The sequence below is a fragment of the Flagellimonas ulvae genome (assembly GCF_049333175.1).
GTDB lineage: Bacteria > Bacteroidota > Bacteroidia > Flavobacteriales > Flavobacteriaceae > Flagellimonas.
Window position 1 is genome coordinate 562374 of record NZ_CP186325.1, and the last position, 23686, is coordinate 586059.

Sequence of the window (23686 nt, forward strand, 5' to 3'; positions counted from 1 at the left end):
AGGAAATTATGGCAATTATAATAACAGACGAGTGTATTAATTGTGGTGCCTGTGAGCCAGAGTGCCCAAATACTGCGATATACGAAGGTGCTCAGGAGTGGAGGTACAGTGATGGAACTTCATTGGCTGGAGATGTTGTTCTACCTGATGGCAAGGCAGTGAACGCTGATGAAGTACAGGAACCCATAAGTGATGAGATATATTACATTTCCCCAGATAAATGTACGGAGTGTATGGGCTTTCATGAAGAGCCTCAATGTGCTGCCGTATGTCCTGTGGATTGTTGCGTGCCAGACGAAGATATTGTGGAGACCGAGGAAGAACTCTTAGGAAAACAACGGTTTATGCATCCAGAATAAACAATAGCGCCTTTAGCATACAAAGCCCGAACTAATGTTCGGGCTTTCTTTTTTGAGACTATCTGAATCCTAAATTCTATATTTGCACCCCTTAAACCAAATAATTTCATGAAAGCAGGTATTGTAGGACTACCAAACGTTGGAAAATCCACTTTGTTCAATTGCTTGTCAAATGCAAAAGCTCAAAGTGCCAACTTTCCCTTTTGTACCATTGAACCCAATATTGGTGTAGTGAATGTACCAGATACCCGTTTGGAAAAACTGGAATCTTTGGTAGAGCCAGAAAAGGTGATTCCTGCTACTGTTGAAATCGTTGATATTGCAGGACTGGTCAAAGGAGCCAGTAAAGGTGAAGGGTTGGGCAATCAATTTTTGGGAAATATTAGAGAAACAGATGCCATTCTTCATGTATTGCGCTGTTTTGACAATGACAACATTGTTCACGTGGATGGTTCCGTAGACCCTATTCGAGATAAGGAAACCATTGACATGGAACTCCAACTAAAGGATTTGGAGAGTGTTGAAAAGAAATTGGATAAGGTAAAACGTGCTGCAAAAACAGGGAATAAAGATGCCCAGAAAGAAGCATCAGTGCTTACGTCGTTAAAGGAGGGACTGGAAGCTGGTAATTCTGTTCGTGCTATCTCTATCTCTGAGGAGGATAGGACAGAGTTTGTTAAGCCTTTACAGTTAATAACAGACAAACCCGTTATGTACGTCTGCAACGTAGATGAGGAAGCGGCTGCAACCGGTAACGCTTATGTGGAAAAAGTGAAAGCTACAGTTGCGAATGAAAATGCCGAGGTCATTTTCCTAGCGGTAGGTACAGAAGCAGATATCACCGAACTGGAAACGTATGAAGAACGTCAACTATTTTTGGAAGACTTGGGATTGAGTGAGCCGGGTTCGGCCAAATTAATTCGAGGCGCATACCGACTTCTGGATTTGGAAACATACTTTACGGCTGGACCGAAAGAGGTCAGAGCATGGACCATTCCTGTTGGTGCAACAGCTCCTCAAGCTGCTGGTGTAATCCATACGGACTTTGAAAAAGGCTTTATTCGTGCTGAGGTAATCTCTTTTGAGGATTACTTGAAGTTTGAAAGCGAAACCAAAGTAAAAGAAGCGGGCAAAATGCGCATAGAAGGGAAGGAATACATTGTCAAGGATGGCGATGTTATGCATTTCCGATTCAATGTATAAGCCCTAGTTTACTGGCTCTATCAACAAAGCTTGTTGATTACTTTCTTCATGTCATCCTTTGAATTTTGCGGCTAAATTTTAAATTAGCTAGGATTAATCCTATTCATGGCAGAAACTCAATATACAGAGGATAATATTCGTTCACTGGATTGGAAGGAGCATATTCGTATGCGTCCGGGAATGTACATTGGTAAGTTGGGCGATGGCTCTTCTGCCGATGACGGAATCTATATCCTATTAAAAGAGGTCATCGACAACTGTATCGATGAGTTCGTTATGGGAGCGGGAAAAACCATTGAAATCAACATTAAGGAGAGTACGGTTCATGTTCGGGATTACGGTAGAGGTATTCCTTTAGGAAAAGTTGTGGATGTAGTATCCAAGATGAATACTGGAGGAAAGTATGATACCCGTGCCTTTAAAAAGTCCGTTGGACTCAATGGAGTAGGAACCAAGGCCGTAAATGCTTTGTCCGCATATTTTAAGGTGGAATCCAACAGGGATGGTAAATCTAAATCCGCTGAATTTGAAACGGGCAACCTGGTCAACGAAGAGCTTTTAGAAGAAACTTCAAGACGGAGGGGTACCAAGGTAAGTTTCATTCCTGATGAAACCATTTTTAAAAAGTACAAGTACAGAAATGAGTATGTAGAACGCATGCTCAAAAACTATGTGTATCTCAACCCGGGGCTTACCATTGTTTTTAATGGTGAGAAGTTCCATTCAGAAAATGGTCTTAAAGACCTTTTGGAGGACACCAACAACATAGAAGATATGTTGTATCCCATCATCCACTTGAAGGGAAATGACATTGAGGTAGCCATGACGCATAGTAAAACCCAATACAGTGAAGAATATCATTCCTTTGTGAATGGGCAGCACACTACTCAAGGAGGGACACATCAAGCGGCGTTTAGAGAGGCGGTTGTGAAAACCATTCGGGAGCACTACGGGAAAAATTACGAAGCTTCAGATATCAGAAAATCAATTATTTCGGCAATTTCCATAAAAGTAATGGAACCGGTTTTTGAGAGTCAGACTAAAACGAAGTTAGGTTCCACGGACATGGGAGGGGACCTTCCCACGGTTAGGACGTACATCAATGACTTTGTAGGAAAATATCTGGATAATTACCTTCATAAAAATGCGAATACCCGTGATGCCATACAACGTAAAATAATTCAGGCTGAAAAAGAGCGTAAGGAATTATCCGGGATACGAAAACTGGCAAGGGAGCGTGCAAAGAAGGCCAATCTTCACAATAAGAAATTGAGAGATTGTCGTATCCATCTTCAGGATATGAAAAAAGACCGAAGATTGGAAACAACACTCTTTATTACCGAAGGAGACTCTGCATCAGGGTCAATTACCAAATCCAGGGATGTCAATACACAAGCGGTATTCAGCCTTAGAGGTAAACCGTTGAACTCCTATGGGATGTCCAAAAAGATAGTGTATGAGAATGAAGAATTCAATTTGTTGCAAGCTGCGCTTAATATTGAGGAATCTCTAGAAGATTTGCGTTACAACAATATTGTAATTGCTACGGATGCCGATGTGGATGGAATGCACATTCGCTTACTTCTTATTACTTTTTTCCTTCAGTTTTTTCCAGAGTTGATAAAAGAGAATCACCTGTATATTCTGCAAACACCCCTTTTCCGTGTGCGGAACAAGAAAGAAACCATTTATTGCTACAGTGAAGAGGAAAAACGAAATGCTATTGAAAAGCTATCGGGAAAACCCGAAATCACAAGATTTAAAGGATTGGGAGAAATTTCACCTGATGAGTTCCAACATTTTATTGGCGATGATATTCGATTGGAGCCCGTTATGCTGGACAAGGCTTTGAGCATAGACACACTTTTAAAATTCTATATGGGGAAGAACACCCCAGACCGACAGGATTTCATTATAAATAACCTTAAAGTTGAACTTGATTTAATAGAGGAAAACTAACTCTAAACCAGATAAAATAATCCTTCTTAATGGAAGAGAACGACGCATTGAGCGAAGAAGGTTTTGAAAACCAAGAAACCCCTCAGGACACATTGACCAAAGTCACGGGTATGTACAAGGATTGGTTCCTTGATTATGCATCCTACGTGATTTTAGAAAGGGCAGTTCCTGCCATCGAAGACGGGTTTAAGCCCGTGCAAAGAAGAATAATGCATGCCCTAAAGGAGTTGGATGATGGACGGTACAATAAAGTGGCCAATGTTGTAGGGCACACCATGCAGTATCACCCTCATGGCGATGCCAGTATTGCAGATGCCATGGTGCAGATTGGGCAAAAAGACCTGCTCATAGATACTCAGGGAAACTGGGGCAATATTCTCACAGGGGACAGTGCCGCGGCTTCACGTTATATAGAAGCACGGTTATCAAAATTTGCTTTGGATGTTGTTTACAGCCCAAAAATCACGGAATGGCAACTATCGTATGATGGCCGTAAGAAAGAGCCGGTAAACCTTCCTGTTAAATTTCCGTTGTTACTGGCCCAAGGTGCAGAAGGTATTGCCGTTGGTTTGTCTACGAAGGTATTGCCTCACAACTTTAATGAATTGATTGATGCTTCCATTAAGCATCTGAAAGGGCAGCGATTCAAATTATTCCCTGACTTTCCCACTTCTGGGGTTATAGATGTTACCAACTATAATGATGGGGTAAGAGGTGGTAAAATCCGTGTAAGGGCCAAAATATCAACCTTGGATAAAAATACCTTGGTCATTAAAGAAATCCCTTACGGTACCAATACTTCTTCATTAATTGATTCTATTCTCAAAGCGAATGATAAGGGAAAAATAAAGATTAAGAAGATTGAGGACAATACAGCTGCCGAAGTTGAAATTCTGATTCACCTTCCTAACGGTATTTCTCCCGATAAAACCATAGATGCACTTTACGCATTTACTTCTTGTGAATCTTCTATTTCTCCTTTGGGATGTATCATTGAAGACAACAAACCTTTGTTTATTGGGGTGAAGGAAATGTTGGAGCGTTCCACGGATTATACAGTGGAATTGCTTAAAGCAGAGCTTGAAATACAGTTGAATGAGCTTGAGGAACAGTGGCATTTCGCTTCTTTGGAACGCATTTTTATAGAAAACAGGATTTATCGAGATATTGAAGAGGAAGAAACTTGGGAAGGCGTAATTACCGCTATTGATAAGGGATTAAAACCACATACCAAACATTTAAAACGGGAAGTAACCGAAGCCGATATTGTTCGCCTGACCGAAATTCGAATCAAGCGTATATCAAAATTTGATTTAGAAAAGGCGGAGCAATTCATTGAAGGATTGGAAGATAAAATTGCGGAAACCAAGCATCACTTGGAGCATTTGGTAGAATATGCCATTGATTATTTCAAAGACTTAAAGAAAAAGTATGGCAAGGGCAAAGAGCGTAAATCTGAGATTAAGATATTTGATGATATCGAAGCAACCAAGGTTGTTATCCGGAACACCAAACTTTATGTAAATCGAGAAGAAGGGTTTATTGGAACCTCCTTGCGGAAAGACGAATATGTAACCGATTGCAGCGACATAGATGATATCATTGTGTTCACCAAAAAAGGTGAGATGATGGTTACCAAAGTGGATGCCAAAACCTTTGTGGGCAAAAACATTATTCATGTTGGTGTTTTCAAAAAGAAAGATAGCCGGACCACGTATAATATGATCTATAAAGAAGGTAAGGGAGGCTCAAGCTATATCAAAAGATTCAATGTTACTGGAGTTACGCGAGATAAAATATATCAATTAGCTGGCAGCAAAGCTAGTGCGGATGTTCTTTACTTCACCGCAAATCTAAATGGAGAGGCCGAGATTGTTACTGTAATGTTACGCCAATCTGGAAGTATTAAAAAGCTTAAATGGGACTTGGACTTTGCGGATGTCCTTATAAAGGGAAGAGCTTCCAAAGGAAATTTAGTGACTAAGTATCCAGTAAAACGAATAGAACTAAAAGAAAAGGGTGTTTCTACCTTAAAACCACGAAAAATCTGGTTTGATGACGTAGTAAACCGATTGAATGTTGACGGAAGGGGAGAGCTTCTCGGGGAATTCAGAGGTGAAGATTTGTTATTGGTGGTGGATCAAAGGGGAAGGGTGAAAACCATAGCCCCAGACCTCTTGACCCGTTTTGATGATACTATGATTGTTCTTGAGAAGTGGAAACCGAACAAGCCCTTATCAGTTGTCCATTATGAAGGAGAAAAGGAAAAATATTACGTAAAACGTTTCGTGATTGAAAATCCAAATAAGGAAGAGTTGGTAATCTCGGAACACCCAAAATCCTTTATGGAATTGGTTTCCACAGATTGGCGGCCTGTAATCGAAATTGAATATGTAAAACCTCGCGGAAAGGATGCGAAACCAAATCAAAAAGTAAATTTGGAAGATTTTATAGCCATCAAAGGTATTAAGGCTATAGGCAATCAATTAACCTCGGATAAAGTGAAGAACATAAACGTACTTGAGTCATTACCTTTTGAAGAGCCTGAAGAAGTTAGCGCTCAAGAAATTGAGGTGGTGGACGAGGAGTCAATAGAAATCACTGATACCGATGTAAAAACAAATGATGATGATTCGGACCAACCAACTTTGTTTTAGTCACTAATTCTACCTACTTTAGTCGCTGACACACCAAACCATTAGCTGAATTATTTTTATATGGATTTTACTAACCCGCTGGTTTACGGCGTTCCTGTTTTTATTGCCTTTATTTTATTCGAACTTACTTATAGTAAAACCCATGGAGACGACCATCTTTACAATTGGAAAGACTTGGCCGCTAGTGGTTTTATGGGAATAGGCTCTGCACTTCTGGGCCCTCTGTTCAAGGTTATCTTTGCCATAGTACTTTTTGAAACGGTCTATGGGTTTTGGAACCCCATTGTTGATGGAACAAGACAAAACCTATTGGGTTATGAGTCATTTGGATACGCATGGTATATTTGGATAATCTGCCAGTTAGCGGATGACTTTACTTATTATTGGTTCCATAGAGCAAATCATGAAATACGTATTCTTTGGGCAGCACATATAGTCCATCATTCCTCTGATAATTTTAATCTGGGTACCGCAGTACGAAACGGATGGTTTACCATTTTGTATAAACCTTTGTTCTACATGTGGATGCCTGCTATAGGATTTCCTCCAGAAATGGTTGTAGTTTGCTTGGGAATCGAGGCGTTATGGCAATTTCAATTGCATTCAGTTTATGTTCCTAAATTGGGATTTCTGGAAAAAATCTTCAATACGCATACCATGCACCAAGTACATCATGCGCAAAACGTAGAGTATTTGGATAAAAATCATGGAGGCTTTCTTAACATATTTGATAAGATGTTTGGCACATGGAAAGAACTGGATGACGATATTGATGTGAAATACGGTGTCATTCACTCCCCAAACTCCTATAATCCCGTGGTAATTCTAACGCATGAATTCAAAGACATTTGGAATGATGTCAAGAAATCAAAAAATTGGTATCATAAGTTCATGTATATCTTTGGACCTCCAGGTTGGAGCCATGATGGAAGCACTTTGACCGTAAAACAACAGCAAAAGTTGCACAGAGAACATCAGGAACAATATCCGGATTTGGCATACAATCGTCCAAACTAAATTATTCTTCCAGAGCTTCAGTGGGTTTTGATTTGTTCTTCTTCATACGCAAATCGAAAAACTCCACCATTAGTGAAAAAGCAATGGCAAAATAGAGATACCCTTTGGGTATGGCTCCTATTTCGTTATCGAATACAACTAAATGAGATAGGTGAGCAGCTTCGGTAATAAGCATGAACCCAATAAGAATCAAAAAGGACAGTCCTAAAATTTGAATGGAAGGATGTCTATTTACAAATTCTCCTACCGGATTAGCAAACAACATCATAATTAATACAGAGATGACTACGGCGGTAACCATGAGTATTAATGCATCAGTAGGGTTTGGTGATATACCGTTGGTCATTCCGATTGCGGTAAGAATAGAGTCAAATGAAAAAACAATATTGATAACGGTAATTTGAATGATAGCATTGGTAAGAGAAGAGGAGCGTGCCTTGGTGACCTCTCTTTCATCATGCCCTTTATCCTCTACTTTTTCGTGTATTTCTTTAGTGCTCTTGTACAATAAAAACAGTCCGCCTAAAAAGAGAATGAGCGCTTGCCAGCTAATACCGCCCTTTATCCAGGCCTCATCCAAAACCATAAATGGTTTTTTTAGCTTAGTGAGCCAGGTTATACCAAAAAGAAGAACTATTCGCATGCCCATGGCCAATACCAATCCAAGGTTGGTGGCTTTCTTTCTGTCTTTTTGCTCAAGCTTTCCAGCTGCAATGGATATAAAAATAATATTGTCTATACCTAAAATAATTTCAAGAAAAGTCAGTGTCAATAATGCCATCCAAGCATCTAGACTTGTGAAAATTTCAAACATGGTTAGTGAATTTTAAATGCGGTGCCTTTAAATTTTCGAGAATCACCTATAGCGTTATATTCAAATGTATAAGAAGAATCCGTTGTAGTCAAAATTTTTATGTGGATAGATTTTTCTTCCGCTTTGCTTTTGGGGTTTAGATTTTTCAGGACATATTCACAATCATTTATCCAGCGTATGGAAGATGTGTCCTGTTTTCCTTCAAAATAGTCAATTTCAATATTCTGGGTTCTCTCGAAAGTAGTCTTCCTTTCTTTTCCATCAATTTGGGTAGTGAATGAAAACTTCCCAGCTTTAAAATCAGAGCATTTTCTCTGAGGAGGGGCACTGCAAGAAAAAATAAAAATCAAAACGAATATGGGAATGTATAACCTAATCATGTCCGCAAAGTAAAGGTAAAGTCGATTATAAAGACTAAAAAGCTATTGCTTTTTTTGATTGAACGTTTCGAAGGTTCCATCAGCATAGAAAAGAACAATTTTAGAAATCTCTTTGCCTGAATCAGTATTTGAGAGATTTTCAATCTGGTCTTCTAAACGTTCTTCAGGAATAGTCTTTGGTTCGGCAATGGAGAGTAGGGAAGCAGTTGGATTTTTGTTTTCTGGAAATTCCCCCTTACCATTCAATAACCAATACAAGTTGACCTCAGGAAAAGTTTTTACCAATTTCATTACAAAGTCAAGACTAGGCCTATTTCTGCCATTGAGAATGTGGGACATGCTGGAACGTTGAATTCCAATCTTGTCAGCGAAGGCCGAAACACCTAGCTCATAATGCTCTAAAAGAATTTTAATTCTATTTACAAAACCATCATTCACTATTGTAACATCTTTGTTTCAAAAGTAGTCTAATTACAAAGATTCCACAAAGTATGTCAATTAATTTTTAAAATTAAATTTCAACTCATAATTCTAATAAAGTTATGTAATTAATTGATTAGTAATAATTTAGTTTATCTTAAGAATCTATAATTTACAAATGTATAATCGTTAAGCATGTTCAGAATATTTGATTTTCTATTGTATCTATTTTAATTCAGTATGTTGACTTTTGTAAACTAAATTGAATATAGATTTGTTACTGGATTAAGCGTCGTACTAATAATATGTATCATTCTTTTAAAGAAAAAAGCGTTCAGGGGCGCTACGTAACCTTGACTGACTTAACCAAACTATGGTTGCCGACTTTACCTGAACATGAGGTTCAAGCTATTGGTGAATCTGAGAAAGGAAAAGTTATTTATTCAATTACTAAGGGTGCTGGTGCTAAAAAAGTGCTTATGTGGTCGCAGATGCACGGAAATGAATCTACAACTACTAAGGCAGTTTTGGATCTCATTAATTTCTTGAACTCTAACAATTCACTTGCTGAAAGTATTTTGAAAAATTGCCAACTCGTAATCTTGCCCATGCTTAATCCAGATGGAGCTGAGGCATACACAAGGGTAAATTCTAATGCTGTTGATTTAAATAGGGATGCACAAAATTGTTCCCAAGCCGAAACCAAGGTTCTTTGGTCGGTCTTTGATTCTTTCCAACCGGATTTTTGTTTTAACCTTCATGATCAGCGAACATTGTTCAATGTCGGGAATACTGACAAAGTGGCCACGGTTTCCTTTTTGTCTCCAGCTAGTGATAGTACAAGAAGTGTTACGGATAGCCGTGCTGAATCCATGAAGTTAATTGTTGGTATGAATCATAGATTGCAACAAGAAATTCCAGGGCAAGTGGGAAGGTATGATGATGCTTTTAACGCCAACTGCATTGGAGATTCCTTTCAAATGAAAAAGGTTCCTACGGTCCTTTTCGAAGCTGGGCATTATCCAAAGGATTATGAACGCGAAGAAACTAGACGCCTAATATTCTTGGCTTTGATTGAAGCCTTGGAGATTATCTCGGAAAACAAGTTGGATAATTTTAAGCTTTCCGATTATGCCTCCATTCCTGAGAACCAAAAAGGCTTTTTTGATATTTTGATAAAAAATGCAGAGGTCGTCAATCCCAATATCGAAGTTGGGAACTCAGTGGGAATCCGATACAAGGAGATTCTTCGGGATGGCAACGTCCATTTTGTACCGAAAATTGAAGAGATAGGGGTGCTTCAGGATTTTTATGGTCATTTGGAGTTGGATTTAACAGACTCTGAAGACTTTAATTCACTTTCTAGTCGAAAAGAGATATTGGATTTGATGATTCACATTTAAAAGATTTAACGACTTTATTTGTAAGCTGTTACATTTTTTTTAAAAAAACCCGTTTTTTTTTACGTTTATTTTCTTAATTAACTACTTTTGTTGAAAATACTATTAACTATGACAAAAGTAAAGTTAGACGAAATAGACCACCAAATTCTAGATATGTTGATTGACAATACCCGAACACCATTTACGGATATTGCCAAGAAGCTTTTGATTTCTGCCGGGACTGTTCATGTTCGGGTTAAAAAGATGGAGGAATCAGGAATTATCAAGGGATCTTCTTTGACTTTGGATTATGTAAAGTTGGGGTACTCCTTTATTGCATACGTTGGTATTTTTCTGGAAAAAACCCATCAAACCAAATTTGTCCTTGAGCGTTTAAATCAAATCCCTTATGTGACTGTTGCCCATATAACCACAGGAAAATTTAATATTTTTTGTAAAATTCGCGCAAGAGATACTACACACGCAAAAAATATAATCTTCAAGATTGATGATATAGATGGAATCAGTAGAACTGAAACCATGATTTCTTTGGAGGAAAGCATCAATGATAAAAAACGCTTGATGCATACCATTTTTAATGAGCTATAGTTTGTATTAAGATGTCTCTTTCTTCAAATGAGTACCATCCCTATTATGGGAACTACGTGAATTTGGCAGGTGATGCTCCTTTGTTAGAGGCGCTGCAAAATGGTCAATCGGATTTTCAGCATTTTGTTTTGAACATTCCCGAAGACAAGATGGATTATGCCTACGACGTTGGAAAATGGTCTATTTCTGAATTGCTAATGCATCTGATTGATGCAGAAAGAGTATTCCAGCATAGGGCCTTTAGGTTTGCTCGAAATGACAAAACTTCTTTACCAGGGTTTGAACAAGATGATTACGTACCTGAATCAAAGGCAGGTGAGCGCTCCAAAGAGAGCATCATCAACGAATTTTTAGCTGTTCGGGCCTCCACCATACAGCTGTTCGGCTCTTTCAATGAAGAAGCAATGAAGAGAATAGGAACCGCAAGCGGTTCGCAAATGAGTGTTAGGGCTCTGGGTCGCGTTATTTGTGGACATCAAGTCCATCATTTCAACATACTGCAAGAACGCTATTTGTAGGGAAAAGTAGTTTTTGACTATACGTTGTCTATTTCAGGACCGTTCTCTGGGTCCGTTTCAATATCTGAATGACCTAAATAGCCTTCATCTTGGGCCATTGCTATTTCGTTATCAAGTTTCTTGTCCAGTTCCTTCTCCATGTTTTCCTCAAAATTTGAAATGAAGTTGGAAAGACTTTTGCTGATTTTTACAAGATAAATAGCATCTTCGGTTCGTACCTCTACGGCTTCAACAATTTCTCCGCTTGGTTTTTTCAATACGATGATGTCCTCATCGCCATAACCATAGGGATAAGAGTCAATAAGACGTGCAGCCACATCATGACTCAATTTCTTGTAATCTATTAAAATTCGTTTCATGGCAGGTATTTTTGATTTACCTACCTAAGCTATAAAATTTAGCTTCCCATTTACCTGAAGAGTTGTCAATCCCAATTTTTAGTATATGAACCAATTACTGGTTGTAGTAAGCAAATGCTTTTTCAAAAAGATGGGTGGGAACTTTCACATCCAAAACTGAGGAACCAATATCTTGCAACAAAACGAAGTTGATATTCCCATGCGTGTTCTTTTTGTCATGCTTCAACAATTCCACAATAATCTTAATGTCTTCTTCCGTGAAATCGACTTTATCAAAATGTTTTAGAAAAGTAGTTTTAATATCCTCAAGCGAAAGCATGGACAATCCTTTGAGCTCATGTGAAAGATATCCTTCCAAAATCATTCCTATGGCAATAGCCTCGCCATGTAAAAGAGTTGATTTTTCAGGATTTTTCAAGAAATAAGATTCTATGGCGTGGCCTAGGGTATGACCGTAGTTCAATATTTTTCGAATGCCTTTTTCCGTAGGGTCCTGAATCACCACATCGTTCTTAATGGCTATGGATTTTCGAATATAGTCCGCTTGTGTATAGTCTTCAACGGTCTTTAAAGAATCCCAATACTCATTATCCTTTATCAATCCATGTTTTAGCATTTCGGCAAAACCACTGGTAATTTGTCTTGCATCCAATGTTTTCAACATCTGAGGAAAAATAAGAACCATCTCGGGCTGGTTGATTACCCCTATTTGATTTTTTAAGGAACCAAAATCCACGCCAGTCTTTCCGCCTATGGATGCATCCACCATGGAAAGTAGGGTAGTGGGAATGTTAATAAAATCGATACCTCTTTTAAAGGTTGAAGCTACAAATCCACCTAAATCAGTGAGTACACCACCGCCCAGATTTATTAGCAGACTTTGTCTATCTGCACCAGAATCTGAAAGTTCTCGCCAAACCGTTGTACAAGTCTGTATGGTCTTATTTTCTTCTCCAGAAGGTATTTCGAGGATTTCATCAATAACTGGGCCTACTATTTTTTGAAACTTGGGAAGACAATGCTGCTTGGTGTTTTCATCTATCAAAACAAAAACTTTGGAATAGTCTTTTACCTTGATGTGTTGGTTGATTGCTGCCTCAGCCAATTCTTCCAAGTATACTTCGTATGTACCAGATGCAATAGAATTCATGATGCAAAATAATGCACTAAATAAAGATTATTTTATCGATAATCTTACCGAAAGCCTACTTATATTTGATTCATTAAAGGATTATCAAAAATGCATCTGAATTTTGAGAATACGGCAATAGCCTTTGAGTTGAAAACCGACTCAGAACTTGAAAGAGCTTATTTTTTGTTCAAATTGATTGCCAATGAACCTTTGGTCAGAATAGGGACTGCAGTTACCAACTTTGCCATTAAAGCACATCTTCCAGTAGAAGGATTGATTCGGGCAACGGTTTTTGACCATTTTTGCGGCGGAACTACAGAAGAAGATTGTCTTTCCATTATAGATAAAATGCATCAAAAAGGAGTGTGTTCCATTTTGGATTATTCCGTGGAAGGTAAGGAAGTAGAAGACCAATTTGATTTTGCTCTTAATAAGACCTTGGATGTCCTCGATTTTGTAAAGGAAAAAGATGCCATTCCGTTTGCGGTATTTAAACCCACTGGATTTGGACGTTTTGAATTGTATGAAAAAGTCAGTACTGGAAAACTACTTAGCGCCGATGAACAAGCCGAGTGGAGCAGGATAGCAGACCGCTATGATAAAGTTTGCAAAAAAGCATTTGACTTGGATGTGGCCCTTTTGATTGATGCCGAAGAGAGTTGGATGCAACAAGCGGCAGACGATTTAGCTCTTGATATGATGCGCAAATACAACAAAGAAAAGGTGGTTGTCTACAATACAGCACAAATGTATCGCTGGGACCGACTGAATTTTATCAAGGAACTGAATGAAACTGCCTCGTTGGAAAAATTCAAGGTAGGGTTGAAAGTGGTGCGTGGTGCGTATATGGAAAAGGAAAACGAGCGAGCAAAAGAGATGGGATATCCAACCCCTATCTGTGAGTCCAAGCAGGCGACTGATGAGAACTTTGATGCGGCTATCAGTTTTATGGCTGAAAACCTTGACCGGATGAGCATTTTTGCAGGCACCCATAATGAATTGAGTTGTATGAAGTTGGTAGAGTTTATGGAACAGAAACAGCTCGACAATAATCATCGCTCCATATGGTTTGGCCAGCTTTATGGCATGAGCGACCATATTACCTATAACTTATCCGCTTCAGGATATAATGCCGCCAAATATGTTCCCTACGGACCAGTGAGGGATGTGATGCCCTACTTAATACGAAGGGCTGAAGAAAACACTTCCGTCGCTGGGCAAACCAGTAGGGAACTGGCCTTGTTACAAAAAGAGAAAAAACGTAGGAAGTTGGAAGATTAGTTTTTTATCTGGGAAGAAGTTACAATTACTTCCTTTGGGCAGTTTTTGAAAAGCAACTGAATCATTTCTTGACTCTGTTCCAATTCTACAAGATAGGTTTTACAAGGCTTGGATTCCGTATCACTTTTTGCAAAATCAATGTCCCCATCTTGTAAAAAAGATTGAATCAAAACCGTATCTCTATACTTTTCTTGCAAACCTTCTCCAAAGACTAGTGGTTTGGAGCGCATATCCTTTAATACGCGACAGTTGGGAAAATAGCAGAACTCGGTACCGGTTTCATCTGATTTTTTCTTGAAAAAGAAAACTAAAAAAATGATTCCAATGGATAGGCCTACCAAATACCAGCCCAAGCGTTTTAAAAATCCCATATACTCTTTTAAAAAATAAGGAAGTTAATATCGTTGTAGGAAAGGCCGAACCAATCTCCAACTGATTTGTTGGTCAGTATACCGTGGTACATATACAGACCATTGCGTAGACCCTTATCAAAACGTAGTGAGTGTTCCAAGCCTCCTTCTTCACCTATTTTTAGTAGATAGGGGGTGAAAATATTACTGATGGAAATGGAGGATGTTCTAGGATATCTTGATGGAATATTAGGTACTCCGTAGTGGATGACATCATATTTCTCTATAGTAGGTTTGTCGTGGGTAGTCACCTCTGAGGTTTCAAAACACCCGCCCATATCAATACTTACATCAATGATAACAGCTCCTTTTTTCATATTCTCTACCATGGTACTGGATACTACCACTGGAGATCTATCCTTGCCTCGGGTTGCACCAATGGCCACATCACAACGCTTTAAGGCTTTGAGTAGATTTTTAGGTTGAATCGTAGAGGTGTACACTGTACGGTTCAAATTGGTTTGAAGATTCCGGAGTTTGGTCAACGAATTATCAAACACCTTAATATTAGCTCCAAGCCCCAGTGCAGATCGCGAAGCAAATTCACCTACGGTTCCTGCGCCAATAATAACGACTTCTACAGGTGGTACACCACTGATATTTCCAAACATCAAACCGTTCCCTTTGTTGGTAGTGGCCATAAGTTCGGATGCAATTAAAATAGAGGAAATACCGGCAATTTCACTTAACGAACGAACGGCAGGATATTTCCCATCTTCATCGCGGATATACTCGAAAGCGATAGCGGTCAATCGTTTTTTTGCCATCTTTTCAAAATAAGCCTTGGATTGCGTCTTTATCTGCAAAGCCGATATTATAATGGTCTGCGGATTGAGCATATCCATTTCCGAAAGGGTAGGGGGCTCCACTTTTAAAATGAGTGGACAGGAGAATACTTTTTTGGTATCGCGGGTGATTTCAGCTCCAGCGTTGGTATAATCCGTATCAGAAAAATTAGCGCCTTCTCCAGCACCAGATTCAATCAAAACCCGATGCCCGTGAGCTGTAATCGCATTGACCGCATCTGGGGTCAAACAAATCCGTTTTTCTTGGTATTGATTTTCCTTGGGTAGTCCGATAAAGAGTTCTCCTTTTTGTTTTAGGATTTCCAAGGTCTCTTCTTGTGGCAGAAGTTGTTGTTTGCTAAATGGTGATGAGGGTTGGTTCATACATTGTAAATCCGATGATTATACCCTTAAGGGTATAAAACAAATTTACACTTTTTTGGAAAGGGTATGTTGGCGTTGTTCCAGTTTCTCTCGTTCTTTGCGAAGCTCTTCCTTTTCCTTAAGAATTTGGAGTTCGGTATCCATGGCATCCAAATCAATCCCATGCACATGTTTATCAACAAGTTTCACCCTTATAAAATAGACAATAGGAACAATAACCATGGTTACGGCAATCACATATAGTATTTCATGTTCATCAACCGCTCCTGATTCGTATCGAAAAACACTGTAAAGTTGGAAACTATACATGGCGATAGGAATCAGAATGGCATGATACCACCAATGCTTTGATGTTGTAAACCATATAATTAGAAGCACAAGGGGAACCAGTTTTGCAAAATAATAGTAAATAGCAGTTGATACATCAGGAAAACCGTTTGCATCTATGGTAAAAAACAAAAATTCAATTTCTTGTTTACCATCAGCTATATATTTATAGGAGTAAATAAGGATTGGTGTAATTGTTATAAGAAGTGCCAGTAGTCCTTCAACTATAAACTTATATCTTATGACAGCTCTTTTTTCCATAGATACCTACAATAACTTAAAAACTTTAAAAATATTGTAAAAAAAAACCCCTCGTTAGAGGGGTCATAAGTAATCGGTTTATAACTTCAAGACTTTGCCTCGATCAATTTCTGCCTTTTGGTCAATATCAAAAGGGACATTGTTAGTTGAAACCGCAGCCATTGCTAAAAACGCAACAGCAAGTACTCCAAAAAAAACTTTTTTAGTGTTCATCGTAAAAGAGTTTTTGGTTAATAAATGAATTCATTCACAAAACGAATGTAGGAAAATATTTCAAGCCAACCTACACTTCATCGATAAAACTTGCATTTTATCTGAAAAAGGAGGCCTTTTATCGATACTTACCAACCTCATAAGTGATTTCCTTCAAGATACATGGATTGTTTGGGTTCACGGATTTATCTCGATTGAACGTGTGTTTTCGTCGATAAAGTGTAAATGGATGGATTCTGTGTTTTCTGGCAAAACAGAAGATACTTTTTCCGGCCATTCAATAAACAGCCAGGCATTAGAATTTAGATAATCTTCAAATCCTAAATCATAAATTTCGCTTTCATCTTCAATGCGATAAAAATCAAAATGATATCCCAATAATTTGTTTTTTTTGGAAAAATATTCATTTACCAATCCAAACGTAGGGCTATTGGCTGAATCAATTCCATCCAAGTTTTTGACCAAATGTTTTATCAAAGTGGTTTTTCCTGCTCCCATTTCCCCATAAAAGCATAAAACTTTTCCAGACACGTGATTGAGCAATTCAGTTGCAACCACATCTATATTCTGTAGCGTAAACTCTTTTTTCAATTTTGATTTTATTTTGCTTCCAAAACTACAAAAGGTACAATCATTTCTTCCAAAGAAACCCCACCATGTTGATAGGTGTTCCTATAATACCCTACATAATGATTATAATTGTTGGGATAGGCGAAGAAAAGATCGTTTTTGGCAAAAATATAGCTGCTGCTCAGATTGATATTGGGTAAATGTATTTCTTGAGGATTCTTTGTGGCTAGAACATCTTTGTCCTCGTAGGTAAGACTTCTTCCTGTCTTATAGCGCAGGTTCAAACTGGTTTCACGGTCACCTATTACCTTTGAAGGCTGTTTTACGTTTATGGTGCCATGGTCCGTGGTCAGAATCAATTTCATTCCAAGGTTCTGTGCCTGTTGAATAATATCCAGAAGGGGAGAATTTTTAAACCAACTTAAGGTCAAAGAACGATATGCCTTATCGTTGGAAGCCAATTCCTTGATAACCTCCATTTCGGTTTTTGCGTGGGAAAGCATATCCACAAAGTTGTACACCAGTACCGTAAGGTCATTGTCTTTTTGGGCACGGAAATTTTGGGCCAACTGTTTTCCTTGTTTCAAAGTACTAATCTTATGGTATTCCCAGTTCAAGTTGAGCCCTAATCGTTTTAATTGTTCTCCTAAAAATTCGGCTTCAAAGAGATTTTTCCCTCCCTCATCCGTATCGTTTTTCCACCATTCCGGATACTTTTTTTCCATGTCCAGAGGAGTAAGTCCAGAAAAAATAGCGTTACGTGCGTATTGGGTAGCCGTTGGCAATATGCTGAAATAAGAACATTCTTTTTTCTTTTTATAATGGACGCCCAATACTTTTTCAAAGGCTAGCCACTGGTCGTAACGTAGGTTATCAATTACAATTAGTAAGGTCTTATTGTTTTCCAATTCCGGATGAATCCTTTTTTGGAAAAGCGTGTGGGACATAATAGGTCCATCATCTGAAGAAAACCAATCTTGATAGTTTTTGTCCACAAACTTGCTGAACTGCGAATTGGCTTCAACCTTTTGGGATTCCAATATCTCAAACATTCCTGAATCCTCAATTTGTTCCAACTGCAATTCCCAATAAATCAACTTTTTGTAAAGTTCGGCCCATTCTTCGTGACTGTTCACCATGGATAAATCCATGGCGATTTTTCTAAACTCCTGCTGGTAGTTTGCCGTAGTTTTTTCAGAAACCAATCGAGAATTATCTAAACTCTTTTTAAGAGAAAGCAGTATTTGATTTGGATTTACAGGCTTGATTAAGTAATCCGCAATCTTGGAACCAATAGCCTCATCCATAATAAACTCCTCCTCGCTTTTGGTTATCATTACTACAGGTATGGAATCATCGTATTGTTTTATTTCATTCAATGTGTCCAAACCCGATATTCCGGGCATGTTTTCATCTAAAAAAACAATATCGAAGACTGTATTTTTTATTTCCTCAAGCGCATCTTGTCCACTTTGGCTAATGACCACTTCGTAATTTTTGCTTTCTAAAAAAAGGATGTGGGGTTTGAGTAGGTCGATTTCATCATCAACCCACAGAATGGTGATTTTTTTCATATAGTGCTATCTTTACAGCTTTAAAAGTCGACTGCATTGGTCACAACCAACAAGCTTAAGGTCTTTAACGATCCAATTTACGGTTTTATTGGAACTCCCAGTGAACTTATTTTTGACCTCATTGCCCATCCCTACTTTCAACGTTTGAGACGGATATCCCAAATGGGAATGTCTTATTTGGTATATCCTGGAGCCCATCATACGCGGTTTCATCATGCCCTGGGGTGTATGCATTTAATGACCAAGGCCATCCAAATTTTAAAGCAGAAGGGAATTGAGATTTCCGAAGAAGAAGAATCTGGACTTCTCTGTGCAATTTTATTGCATGACATGGGCCATGGACCTTTCTCACATGCCTTAGAAGGATTTATTGTTGAAGACGTAATGCATGAAGAAATATCCCTCAGGTTTATGCAAGCGCTGAATTCCGAGTTTTCAGGAGCTTTGGACATAGCGATTCAAATATTTCAGGGGAGTTATCATAAGCCCTTTATGAATCAATTGGTATCCAGTCAATTGGATATGGATCGACTCGATTATCTGAAACGGGATAGTTTTTATTCTGGAGTGACGGAAGGGAACATTAACTCGGAACGCCTAATATCCATGCTTAACGTAGTAGATGGAAATTTGGTGGTTGAAGAGAAGGGTATTTATGCCGTAGAGAAGTTTCTAATGGCACGAAGGTTTATGTATTGGCAGGTTTATCTGCATAAAACAAGTCTGGTTGCTGAGCAACTGCTTATTCGTATTATGAACAGAGCTCGTGGTCTTTTGAAGGATGGTAATACCGTTTCCTGTAGCGAAACATTGAAGTATTTTCTTAAGTGGGATGGAGATAAAGGTTTTTCAGAGGAATCTTTGAAGTTTTTTTCAAAATTGGATGATATTGATGTGATGTCCGCCTTAAAAGAATGGCAGTACCATTCTGATTTTGTACTCTCATCATTATGCAAAATGATTCTTGACCGAAAACTTTTGCATATCAAAATGAAGAACAATCCCATTTCGAATGAAAAATTTGAAGAAAAGCTAAAGTGGGCAAAAGATATTCATAATCTTGCGGAAGAAGATGTGCCTTATTTTGTTTTCAGGGGAGAGGTGGCAAATAAAGCGTACCATGATAGTTATCAGACTATAAACATTTTAAAGAAGAACGGTAAAGTAGCACCACTCTTAACTGAGTCTGACGAATTGAGCTTAAAAGCTCTCTCCAAGAAAGTGACTAAATACTATATGTGTTACCCCCGATAACCGTTTATCAAATTTTGTTACTTTTGCAGCAATGAAATTTACGGCCACCCAAATTGCAGGAATATTAGAGGGAGAGGTTGAGGGAAATCCTCAAATTACAGTACACAAATTATCAAAAATAGAGGAAGGAGAAACAGGTTCTTTAACCTTCCTGGCCAATCCAAAATATACCTCATATATCTATTCAACCAAAGCCTCTATTACTATTGTCAATAGAGATTTTGCACCAGAACAAGAACTAACAACTACTTTGATAAAGGTAGATGATGCGTATAAGTCATTCTCCAAATTACTTGAGTACTACAATCAAGCAAAGAGTAATAAGGTAGGTGTGGAGCAACCTTCTTTTGTTTCCGAAACTGCTAAATATGGAGATGCATTCTATTTAGGTGCATTTTCTTACTTGGGGGATAATGTGAACATTGGAAACAATGTGAAGATATATCCCAATGTGTATATCGGCGAAAACGTCACAATAGGTGATAATGTTTTGATTTTTGCAGGTGCAAAGATTTATTCAGAATCCATAATTGGTAACAATTGCGTTATTCATAGCGGGGCTATAATTGGAGCAGATGGGTTTGGTTTCACACCAAACGAGAAAGGCGAGTATAGCAAGGTCCCACAAACTGGAAACGTAATTTTAGAAGAAAATGTGGATGTAGGTGCAGGAACTACCATTGATAGGGCAACATTGGGTTCCACTATACTGCGCAAAGGAGTTAAACTGGACAACCAAATTCAAATTGCCCATAATGTAGAAATAGGTGAACATACTGCAATAGCTGCGCAAACAGGAATAGCGGGTTCTACAAAAATTGGTAAATACTGTCTAATAGGCGGGCAGGTAGGTATCGTAGGTCACATTACTATTGGTGATAAGGTACGTATCCAAGCTCAATCGGGCATAGGCCGGAATGTTAAAGATGGTGAGGTGCTTCAGGGCTCTCCAGCACTTAATTACGGCGACTACAATAAATCATACGTACACTTCAAGAATCTGCCGAAACTGGTAAATACAATCAACGAAATAGAAAAAAAGGCTAAAGTCGACCATGACTAATACAAAGCAACGTACCATTGAAAAGAAGGTAACCTTAGAAGGTGTTGGTTTGCATACTGGAGAGAATGTAACCATGTCCTTTGTTCCTGCAAAAGAAAACCACGGTTTTGCATTCAAACGAGTAGATTTGGAAGGAGAACCCATAATAGAGGCAGATGCCAGCTATGTGGTAAACACGCAAAGAGGTACCAACTTAGAAAAAAACGGAGTTAAGATTCAAACCTCAGAGCATGTTTTAGCAGCTTTGGTAGGTCTTGAAATAGACAACGTCCTAATAGAATTGAACGCTCCCGAACCTCCAATCATGGATGGTTCATCTAAATTCTTTGTTGAAGCCTTGGAAGATGCTGGAATCATTGACCAAGAGCTGGAGCGGGAAGTATATGTCGTAAAAGATGTCATTTCGTATAAAGATGAAGCCACTGGAAGTGAGATTACCGTAATTCCTTCGGATAAATATCAAATTACCACAATGGTCGATTTTGGGACGAAGGTATTGGGTACCCAAAATGCAAATTTGGAACAATTGTCAGATTTCAAATCTGAAATAGCAGATTCGAGAACCTTCAGTTTTCTTCATGAGCTGGAAATGCTTTTGGAGCATGGTTTGATTAAAGGAGGTGACCTAAATAACGCCATTGTCTATGTGGACAAGGAAATTTCCGAGGCCACAATGAAAAAATTAGAGAAAGCCTTTAAGAAAAAGAAGCTCTCTGTAAAACCAAACGGAATTCTAGATAATCTCACCCTTCATTATCCCAATGAGGCGGCTCGCCATAAGTTATTGGATGTTGTTGGGGATTTGGCGCTTGCAGGGACCCGTATTCAAGGTAAGGTCATTGCCAACAAGCCGGGGCACTTTGTAAATACCCAGTTCGCCAAGAAGCTTCAAAAAATAATCAAACAAGAGAGACGCAATTCGGTTCCTGATATTAACCTTCATGCAAAACCGGTGAAGGACATCACTCAGATTATGGAGATGCTTCCGCATCGTCCTCCATTCTTATTGGTGGATAAAATCATGGAGCTCTCTGAAGAGCATGTGATTGGTGTGAAGAACGTGACCATGAACGAACCCTTTTTTGTAGGTCACTTTCCAGGAGCGCCTGTAATGCCGGGTGTGCTGCAAATTGAAGCCATGGCTCAAACAGGAGGCATTTTAGTTCTAAGTACTGTTCCAGACCCTGAAAATTATCTTACGTATCTACTTAAAATTGACAATGTTCGGTATAAACAACAAGTAGCCCCGGGTGATACCTTGATTTTTAAGTTGGATTTATTGAGTCCAATTCGCAGGGGAATCTGTCAAATGCAGGCAAGGGCATACGCCAATGGAAGATTGGTCTCTGAAGCTGAAATTATGGCCCAAATCACCAAAGTAAAAGGAAACTAAATGAATCAACCATTAGCATACGTGCACCCTGGTGCCAAGATTGCAAAGAACGTGGTCATTGAACCGTTCACTACCATACATAATAATGTTACCATAGGTGAAGGTACTTGGATTGGTTCCAACGTAACCATAATGGAAGGGGCACGAATTGGAAAAAATTGCAATATTTTTCCAGGTGCTGTAATCTCTGCCATGCCACAAGATTTAAAATATCAAGGAGAGGAAACCACAGTCCATATTGGAAATAATACCACCATTCGTGAATGTGCCACTATTAATAAAGGAACTTCAGACAGAATGAAAACAGTTATTGGTAACAATTGTCTGATTATGGCATATTGCCATATTGCACATGATTGTGTGGTTGGCGACAATAGTATTTTCAGTAATAATTCAACATTGGCTGGACACGTAACGGTAGGTAGCAATGTGGTTTTGGCTGGTATGGTGGCGGTTCATCAATTTGTCTCTGTAGGAAACCATGCGTTTATAACCGGGGGTTCTTTGGTGCGTAAAGATGTACCACCTTTTGTGAAGGCAGCAAGGGAGCCACTTTCTTATGTAGGGATTAATTCAGTAGGTCTACGTCGCAGAGGCTTTACTTCGGAAAAGATTCGCGAGGTACAGAATATTTACAGAATTCTGTATCAAAAAAATTACAATAACACTCAGGCAGCATCTATTATAGAAGCCGAAATGGAGGCTACTCCAGAACGTGATGAGATTCTACAATTTATTAGAGATTCCCAGAGAGGAATCATGAAAGGATATTTTAGCTCAAACTAAAGCAAATGGCAAATACTTCAGATATACGAAAAGGATTGTGCATAAAGTACAACCACGACATTTTTAAAATCGTTGAATTCCTTCATGTAAAACCAGGGAAAGGACCTGCTTTCGTAAGGACTAAGTTGAAAAGTGTTACTACTGGAAAAGTAATAGACAACACGTTTTCTGCCGGGCATAAAATAGAAGATGTTCGCGTGGAAACACGTTCATACCAATATTTGTATGCAGAAGGGGATACATTTCATTTTATGAATACGGATGACTACAATCAGATTTCTCTGGAAAAGAATTCCTTGGACGCTCCAGACCTTTTGAAAGAAGGAGAAGTGGTGACCATTCTTTTCAATACTGAGGACAGTATGCCACTTTCCGTTGAAATGCCCGCCAGTGTAATTTTGGAAGTTACCCATACGGAACCTGGTGTAAAAGGTAACACAGCAACAAACGCTACTAAACCTGCCACTGTGGAAACAGGAGCTCGTATCAATGTTCCTCTTTTTATAAATGAGGGAGACAAGATTAAGGTTGATACGGAGAAAGGTGCCTATATGGAACGTGCTAAGGAATAGATTG

The 23686-nt window shown here is 38.7% G+C and carries 25 protein-coding genes; 14 read left to right on the forward strand and 11 right to left on the reverse strand.

Annotated features, from left to right (window positions below; all coding sequences use genetic code 11):
* The first annotated feature begins 8 nt into the window (after nt 1-8).
* The 5 genes from ACOKFD_RS02550 (at nt 9) to ACOKFD_RS02570 (ending at nt 7195) form a co-directional block, all read left to right on the forward strand.
* Complete coding sequence (locus ACOKFD_RS02550) at nt 9-359, forward strand: 4Fe-4S dicluster domain-containing protein (RefSeq protein WP_298998648.1); 351 nt, start codon at nt 9-11, stop codon at nt 357-359.
* Nucleotides 360-467: 108 nt separating this feature from the next.
* A complete protein-coding gene (gene ychF, locus ACOKFD_RS02555) occupies nt 468-1562 on the forward strand; it encodes a redox-regulated ATPase YchF (protein ID WP_422859817.1) in 1095 nt (364 codons plus the stop codon).
* A gap of 105 nt (nt 1563-1667) precedes the next feature.
* Nucleotides 1668-3521: a DNA topoisomerase IV subunit B gene (locus ACOKFD_RS02560; protein ID WP_298998652.1), complete on the forward strand. Its 1854-nt coding sequence runs from the start codon at nt 1668-1670 to the stop codon at nt 3519-3521.
* Between the two features lie 29 nt (nt 3522-3550).
* Nucleotides 3551-6178 carry a DNA gyrase/topoisomerase IV subunit A gene (locus ACOKFD_RS02565; RefSeq protein ID WP_422859818.1) on the forward strand — a complete coding sequence of 876 codons (2628 nt, stop codon included), beginning with the start codon at nt 3551-3553 and terminating at the stop codon, nt 6176-6178.
* A gap of 60 nt (nt 6179-6238) precedes the next feature.
* Nucleotides 6239-7195, forward strand: coding sequence for a sterol desaturase family protein (locus ACOKFD_RS02570; protein WP_422859819.1), 957 nt, complete (start codon nt 6239-6241; stop codon nt 7193-7195).
* Nucleotide 7196: 1 nt separating this feature from the next.
* On the opposite strand, the gene ACOKFD_RS02575 is transcribed toward ACOKFD_RS02570, so the two are convergent.
* From ACOKFD_RS02575 to ACOKFD_RS02585, 3 genes are read right to left on the reverse strand one after another with little or no spacing between them, the layout of a single operon-like run.
* Complete coding sequence (locus tag ACOKFD_RS02575; RefSeq protein ID WP_422859820.1) at nt 7197-8009, reverse strand: TerC family protein; 813 nt, start codon at nt 8007-8009, stop codon at nt 7197-7199.
* Between the two features lie 2 nt (nt 8010-8011).
* On the reverse strand, nt 8012-8389 hold the full coding sequence (locus ACOKFD_RS02580) for a DNA topoisomerase IV (RefSeq protein WP_422859821.1): 378 nt from the start codon (nt 8387-8389) through the stop codon (nt 8012-8014).
* Nucleotides 8390-8431: 42 nt separating this feature from the next.
* On the reverse strand, nt 8432-8827 hold the full coding sequence (locus tag ACOKFD_RS02585) for a helix-turn-helix transcriptional regulator (protein ID WP_422859822.1): 396 nt from the start codon (nt 8825-8827) through the stop codon (nt 8432-8434).
* Between the two features lie 287 nt (nt 8828-9114).
* Here ACOKFD_RS02585 and ACOKFD_RS02590 point away from each other — a divergent pair, with 287 nt between their 5' ends.
* From ACOKFD_RS02590 to ACOKFD_RS02600, 3 genes are all read left to right on the forward strand, one after another.
* Nucleotides 9115-10212 (forward strand): M14 family metallopeptidase, encoded by a 1098-nt coding sequence (locus tag ACOKFD_RS02590; RefSeq protein WP_422859823.1) that lies wholly within the window; start codon nt 9115-9117, stop codon nt 10210-10212.
* 108 nt (nt 10213-10320) lie between these two features.
* Nucleotides 10321-10800 carry an Lrp/AsnC family transcriptional regulator gene (locus ACOKFD_RS02595; protein ID WP_106146668.1) on the forward strand — a complete coding sequence of 160 codons (480 nt, stop codon included), beginning with the start codon at nt 10321-10323 and terminating at the stop codon, nt 10798-10800.
* Nucleotides 10801-10811: 11 nt separating this feature from the next.
* Nucleotides 10812-11318: a DinB family protein gene (locus ACOKFD_RS02600; protein WP_422859824.1), complete on the forward strand. Its 507-nt coding sequence runs from the start codon at nt 10812-10814 to the stop codon at nt 11316-11318.
* A 17-nt stretch (nt 11319-11335) separates the two neighbouring features.
* Here ACOKFD_RS02600 and ACOKFD_RS02605 read toward each other — a convergent pair whose 3' ends face one another.
* The gene (locus tag ACOKFD_RS02605; protein ID WP_422859825.1) at nt 11336-11677 is read right to left on the reverse strand and encodes a hypothetical protein; all 342 of its coding nucleotides are present in this window, start codon (nt 11675-11677) and stop codon (nt 11336-11338) included.
* A gap of 94 nt (nt 11678-11771) precedes the next feature.
* Entirely contained in the window at nt 11772-12827 is a 1056-nt protein-coding gene (gene aroB / locus ACOKFD_RS02610) for a 3-dehydroquinate synthase (protein WP_422859826.1), read from the reverse strand.
* 90 nt (nt 12828-12917) lie between these two features.
* Between aroB and ACOKFD_RS02615 the strand changes: the two genes are divergently transcribed.
* Complete coding sequence (locus ACOKFD_RS02615; protein ID WP_422859827.1) at nt 12918-14090, forward strand: proline dehydrogenase family protein; 1173 nt, start codon at nt 12918-12920, stop codon at nt 14088-14090.
* Here ACOKFD_RS02615 and ACOKFD_RS02620 read toward each other — a convergent pair.
* The 6 genes from ACOKFD_RS02620 to ACOKFD_RS02645 all read right to left on the reverse strand — a co-directional run bounded on the left by ACOKFD_RS02620 (nt 14087) and on the right by ACOKFD_RS02645 (nt 18614).
* A complete protein-coding gene (locus tag ACOKFD_RS02620) occupies nt 14087-14461 on the reverse strand; it encodes a DUF4258 domain-containing protein (RefSeq protein ID WP_422859828.1) in 375 nt (124 codons plus the stop codon). The two genes, ACOKFD_RS02615 and ACOKFD_RS02620, sit on opposite strands and share 4 nt — an antisense overlap.
* A gap of 8 nt (nt 14462-14469) precedes the next feature.
* Nucleotides 14470-15669 (reverse strand): alanine dehydrogenase, encoded by a 1200-nt coding sequence (locus ACOKFD_RS02625; RefSeq protein ID WP_298998673.1) that lies wholly within the window; start codon nt 15667-15669, stop codon nt 14470-14472.
* 45 nt (nt 15670-15714) lie between these two features.
* Complete coding sequence (locus tag ACOKFD_RS02630) at nt 15715-16257, reverse strand: hypothetical protein (RefSeq protein WP_422859829.1); 543 nt, start codon at nt 16255-16257, stop codon at nt 15715-15717.
* A 78-nt stretch (nt 16258-16335) separates the two neighbouring features.
* Entirely contained in the window at nt 16336-16470 is a 135-nt protein-coding gene (locus ACOKFD_RS02635; RefSeq protein WP_422859830.1) for a hypothetical protein, read from the reverse strand.
* A 177-nt stretch (nt 16471-16647) separates the two neighbouring features.
* Nucleotides 16648-17061 carry a tRNA (adenosine(37)-N6)-threonylcarbamoyltransferase complex ATPase subunit type 1 TsaE gene (gene tsaE / locus ACOKFD_RS02640; RefSeq protein ID WP_422859831.1) on the reverse strand — a complete coding sequence of 138 codons (414 nt, stop codon included), beginning with the start codon at nt 17059-17061 and terminating at the stop codon, nt 16648-16650.
* Between the two features lie 8 nt (nt 17062-17069).
* Nucleotides 17070-18614 (reverse strand): PglZ domain-containing protein, encoded by a 1545-nt coding sequence (locus ACOKFD_RS02645; protein ID WP_422859832.1) that lies wholly within the window; start codon nt 18612-18614, stop codon nt 17070-17072.
* Between the two features lie 36 nt (nt 18615-18650).
* Between ACOKFD_RS02645 and ACOKFD_RS02650 the strand changes: the two genes are divergently transcribed.
* Genes ACOKFD_RS02650 through efp form a run of 5 tightly spaced genes read left to right on the forward strand, consistent with a single transcriptional unit; the run spans nt 18651 to nt 23682 of the window.
* Nucleotides 18651-19868, forward strand: a complete 1218-nt coding sequence (locus ACOKFD_RS02650; RefSeq protein ID WP_422859833.1) for an HD domain-containing protein — start codon at nt 18651-18653, stop codon at nt 19866-19868.
* A gap of 31 nt (nt 19869-19899) precedes the next feature.
* Nucleotides 19900-20931, forward strand: coding sequence for a UDP-3-O-(3-hydroxymyristoyl)glucosamine N-acyltransferase (gene lpxD / locus ACOKFD_RS02655; RefSeq protein ID WP_422859834.1), 1032 nt, complete (start codon nt 19900-19902; stop codon nt 20929-20931).
* The gene (locus ACOKFD_RS02660; RefSeq protein ID WP_422859835.1) at nt 20924-22324 is read left to right on the forward strand and encodes a bifunctional UDP-3-O-[3-hydroxymyristoyl] N-acetylglucosamine deacetylase/3-hydroxyacyl-ACP dehydratase; all 1401 of its coding nucleotides are present in this window, start codon (nt 20924-20926) and stop codon (nt 22322-22324) included. The genes lpxD and ACOKFD_RS02660 overlap by 8 nt, the downstream gene beginning before the upstream one ends.
* Complete coding sequence (gene lpxA / locus ACOKFD_RS02665; protein WP_298998689.1) at nt 22325-23110, forward strand: acyl-ACP--UDP-N-acetylglucosamine O-acyltransferase; 786 nt, start codon at nt 22325-22327, stop codon at nt 23108-23110. It begins immediately after the preceding gene.
* A 5-nt stretch (nt 23111-23115) separates the two neighbouring features.
* Nucleotides 23116-23682 (forward strand): elongation factor P, encoded by a 567-nt coding sequence (gene efp, locus ACOKFD_RS02670; protein ID WP_422859836.1) that lies wholly within the window; start codon nt 23116-23118, stop codon nt 23680-23682.
* Nucleotides 23683-23686 lie beyond the last annotated feature (4 nt).

Coding starts and splice junctions, on each gene's coding strand:
- ACOKFD_RS02580 (WP_422859821.1), bottom strand. CDS start 8,389: ATGATTAGGTTATACATTCCCATATTCGTTTTGATTTTTATTTTTTCT.
- lpxD (WP_422859834.1), top strand. CDS start 19,900: ATGAAATTTACGGCCACCCAAATTGCAGGAATATTAGAGGGAGAGGTT.
- ACOKFD_RS02620 (WP_422859828.1), bottom strand. CDS start 14,461: ATGGGATTTTTAAAACGCTTGGGCTGGTATTTGGTAGGCCTATCCATT.
- ACOKFD_RS02590 (WP_422859823.1), top strand. CDS start 9,115: ATGTATCATTCTTTTAAAGAAAAAAGCGTTCAGGGGCGCTACGTAACC.
- ACOKFD_RS02605 (WP_422859825.1), bottom strand. CDS start 11,677: ATGAAACGAATTTTAATAGATTACAAGAAATTGAGTCATGATGTGGCT.
- ACOKFD_RS02660 (WP_422859835.1), top strand. CDS start 20,924: ATGACTAATACAAAGCAACGTACCATTGAAAAGAAGGTAACCTTAGAA.
- lpxA (WP_298998689.1), top strand. CDS start 22,325: ATGAATCAACCATTAGCATACGTGCACCCTGGTGCCAAGATTGCAAAG.
- ACOKFD_RS02570 (WP_422859819.1), top strand. CDS start 6,239: ATGGATTTTACTAACCCGCTGGTTTACGGCGTTCCTGTTTTTATTGCC.
- ACOKFD_RS02565 (WP_422859818.1), top strand. CDS start 3,551: ATGGAAGAGAACGACGCATTGAGCGAAGAAGGTTTTGAAAACCAAGAA.
- ACOKFD_RS02615 (WP_422859827.1), top strand. CDS start 12,918: ATGCATCTGAATTTTGAGAATACGGCAATAGCCTTTGAGTTGAAAACC.
- ACOKFD_RS02550 (WP_298998648.1), top strand. CDS start 9: ATGGCAATTATAATAACAGACGAGTGTATTAATTGTGGTGCCTGTGAG.
- efp (WP_422859836.1), top strand. CDS start 23,116: ATGGCAAATACTTCAGATATACGAAAAGGATTGTGCATAAAGTACAAC.
- ACOKFD_RS02625 (WP_298998673.1), bottom strand. CDS start 15,669: ATGAACCAACCCTCATCACCATTTAGCAAACAACAACTTCTGCCACAA.
- ychF (WP_422859817.1), top strand. CDS start 468: ATGAAAGCAGGTATTGTAGGACTACCAAACGTTGGAAAATCCACTTTG.
- ACOKFD_RS02560 (WP_298998652.1), top strand. CDS start 1,668: ATGGCAGAAACTCAATATACAGAGGATAATATTCGTTCACTGGATTGG.
- aroB (WP_422859826.1), bottom strand. CDS start 12,827: ATGAATTCTATTGCATCTGGTACATACGAAGTATACTTGGAAGAATTG.
- ACOKFD_RS02630 (WP_422859829.1), bottom strand. CDS start 16,257: ATGGAAAAAAGAGCTGTCATAAGATATAAGTTTATAGTTGAAGGACTA.
- ACOKFD_RS02645 (WP_422859832.1), bottom strand. CDS start 18,614: ATGAAAAAAATCACCATTCTGTGGGTTGATGATGAAATCGACCTACTC.
- ACOKFD_RS02600 (WP_422859824.1), top strand. CDS start 10,812: ATGTCTCTTTCTTCAAATGAGTACCATCCCTATTATGGGAACTACGTG.
- ACOKFD_RS02575 (WP_422859820.1), bottom strand. CDS start 8,009: ATGTTTGAAATTTTCACAAGTCTAGATGCTTGGATGGCATTATTGACA.
- ACOKFD_RS02595 (WP_106146668.1), top strand. CDS start 10,321: ATGACAAAAGTAAAGTTAGACGAAATAGACCACCAAATTCTAGATATG.
- ACOKFD_RS02635 (WP_422859830.1), bottom strand. CDS start 16,470: ATGAACACTAAAAAAGTTTTTTTTGGAGTACTTGCTGTTGCGTTTTTA.